Here is a 2,251-nt window from a genome sequence, read left to right on the forward strand (position 1 = left end):
CAAAGCCGCGGCGAAGCGCACGGCTTCGTCGGCGACTTCGGGCACGATCATGTAGCCGTGCCGGTACAGGCCGTTCACGCGCAGTGTCTGCGCGCCATCCCACAGCAAAGCCGGACGGTGGTCCGGCAAAGTCGGGCGGCACTGCGAATTCAGTTCGAGGATGCGGGCCTCGCCAAAGCCTGGATGCACGGAAAACGCCGCGCTCAACAACTCGAGCGCCGAGCGCACGCTGACCGGCGACATGTCCTCGCCTTCCACCTCGGTCGCGCCGATCACGTAGAGATCATCCGGCTTCGGCGCGATATACAGCGGATAGCGCGGATGCAGCAGACGCACCGGCCGCGTCAGCTTGATACCCGGCGCATGCACGCGTGCGACTTCGCCGCGGATGCCGCGCAGCGTGGGCAGCACGGGCTTCGCGCCCAAACCCCGGCAGTCGATCGTGACGCGCGCGGGCGGCAACGCATGATCGTCGACCGGTGTGTTCCAGTGCGTTTCGACGCCGCGTTCGGCGAGGCCGGCGGCCAGCGCGGACAGTACCTGACGGTTATCCAGTTGGCCTTCGCGCGGCAGCAGCCACCCCTGGTTGAAGCGACCCGCCAACGCGGGCTCGGCGGCGCCGACCTGAGCACCCGTCAGCGTCACGAAGCCGCCGTCGAGCAATTCAGCCGGCGCGTTCGAGCGTACACGGCGTTCGAATAACGGCGCTTCGGTGCGATCGGCGTGATGCCATACGACCAGCGTGCCATTGCGCTGAAAGAACACCGGTTCAGGCAATTCAGCGAGGATTTGCGGCCAGGTTTCGAGCGAAGTCGCACCGAGGCGCGTAATCAGCAGTTCAGCACTGGCGGCTTCGGCGAGCGGCGCCAGCATTGCCGCTGCGACCCAGGCTGCCGCTTGCGAACCGGCTGCGTCGCCACGTTCATACAGGGCGACGCGATGCCCCTGGCCGGCGAGACGCCAGGCGACCAACCGCCCGCACAGGCCGCCGCCCAGCACCGCGAAATCGGGTTGCGCAGGACGATTCATCGCACGCTCTCCGCAGCACAGCAATGGCAAGCAGGGCTAAAGCAGCACGGCACACCGACATAACCGACGAAAGCGCGGTGACGAGCAAAACACATGTCTGAAGAATAGGCGGTCATCGAGTCCTTTCCGTACGGCCAAAAAAACGCACGTACCCAGGACGAAACCGGCGGGTGAGGCCGGCCGGGCAATACACGCGTCCAATGACGGACGCCGCCCGGCGGGGAATGGAAGACTGGTTGCTTCCGGAAACTTCCCGCGCCGGTATTACCCGGATCGGGTGCAAAGGGTCTCTCTCAGCCTCGCCGCCGCTGCGTGAGAATCACGCAGCCTGTGGGCAAAGCACCCCTGTTTCGTCGAAGGTCATTAGACCATAAAAGGCGCGGCGCCCGCAAACAGCGACCTGTGCCGTCGCGCATAGTTGATCCGGCACCATCTTTCGATTCATCAATACGGCCGAAGGCAGCGCTCTGGCACAATGCCAGGACCGGATACCGCAGGAGCCACACGCGGGCGACACGCTAGTTGCATGCGCGACATGCGGTATCGAGGCGAGGCCCCCGGGCGGAAATTAATTTTCACTTAAGGGCTTCGCGCCAGAATCGGACGCTCACCCGGACGTGCGTTCGTCGAGCACGACGCCCGGGGGCACGCACCGCAAACCCACTGTTGGGCCGGCCCGAATGAGGCCAACCCGGCATGGGCCAGCACTTCACCAGGATGCTCATGACACCGAATACCGCTTCCAGCCCCGCGCTGCCGCCGGACGACAAAGTCTCCGCCTGGAGCCTGATCAAACCTTACTGGGTTTCAGAAGAACGAAAAACGGCGTGGGGGCTGCTCATCGCGATCATCGTGATGAACCTGCTCGTCGTGTGGATCAACGTGCGCCTGAACCGCTGGAGCGCCGACTTCTACAACGCGCTGCAGACCAAGAACGTGCACGACTTTCCGCACCTTCTCATGGTGTTCTCGGGTCTCGCGTTCGGCTTCATCATCCTCGCGGTGTACGGTCGCTATCTGCGCCAGATGCTCGGCTTCCGCTGGCGCCAGTGGCTGACTACGCGTTATCTCAACGAATGGCTGCACGACAGTGCCTTCTACCGGATCGAACGCGACCGGCTCGCCGACAACCCCGACCAGCGGATCAGCGACGACCTGCAGTCTTTCGCCGCGACCACGCTGTCGTTGTCGCTGGACTTGTTGTCCACGCTCGTCACGCTCG

The 2,251-nt window shown here is 64.3% G+C and carries 2 protein-coding genes and 1 riboswitch; of the genes, one reads left to right on the forward strand and one right to left on the reverse strand.

The window, feature by feature from the left end:
- On the reverse strand, positions 1-1,029 hold a 1,029-nt coding region (locus VFE81_RS11290), incomplete at its 3' end, for an FAD-dependent oxidoreductase (protein WP_325044679.1).
- Positions 1,030-1,262: 233 nt separating this feature from the next.
- A riboswitch (TPP riboswitch) is annotated at positions 1,263-1,386 on the reverse strand.
- 366 nt (positions 1,387-1,752) lie between these two features.
- Between VFE81_RS11290 and VFE81_RS11295 the strand changes: the two genes are divergently transcribed.
- Positions 1,753-2,251: SbmA/BacA-like family transporter (locus VFE81_RS11295; protein WP_325044680.1), on the forward strand; the 499-nt coding region annotated here is incomplete at its 3' end.

This window comes from Paraburkholderia sp. (genome assembly GCF_035656215.1).
GTDB lineage: Bacteria > Pseudomonadota > Gammaproteobacteria > Burkholderiales > Burkholderiaceae > Paraburkholderia.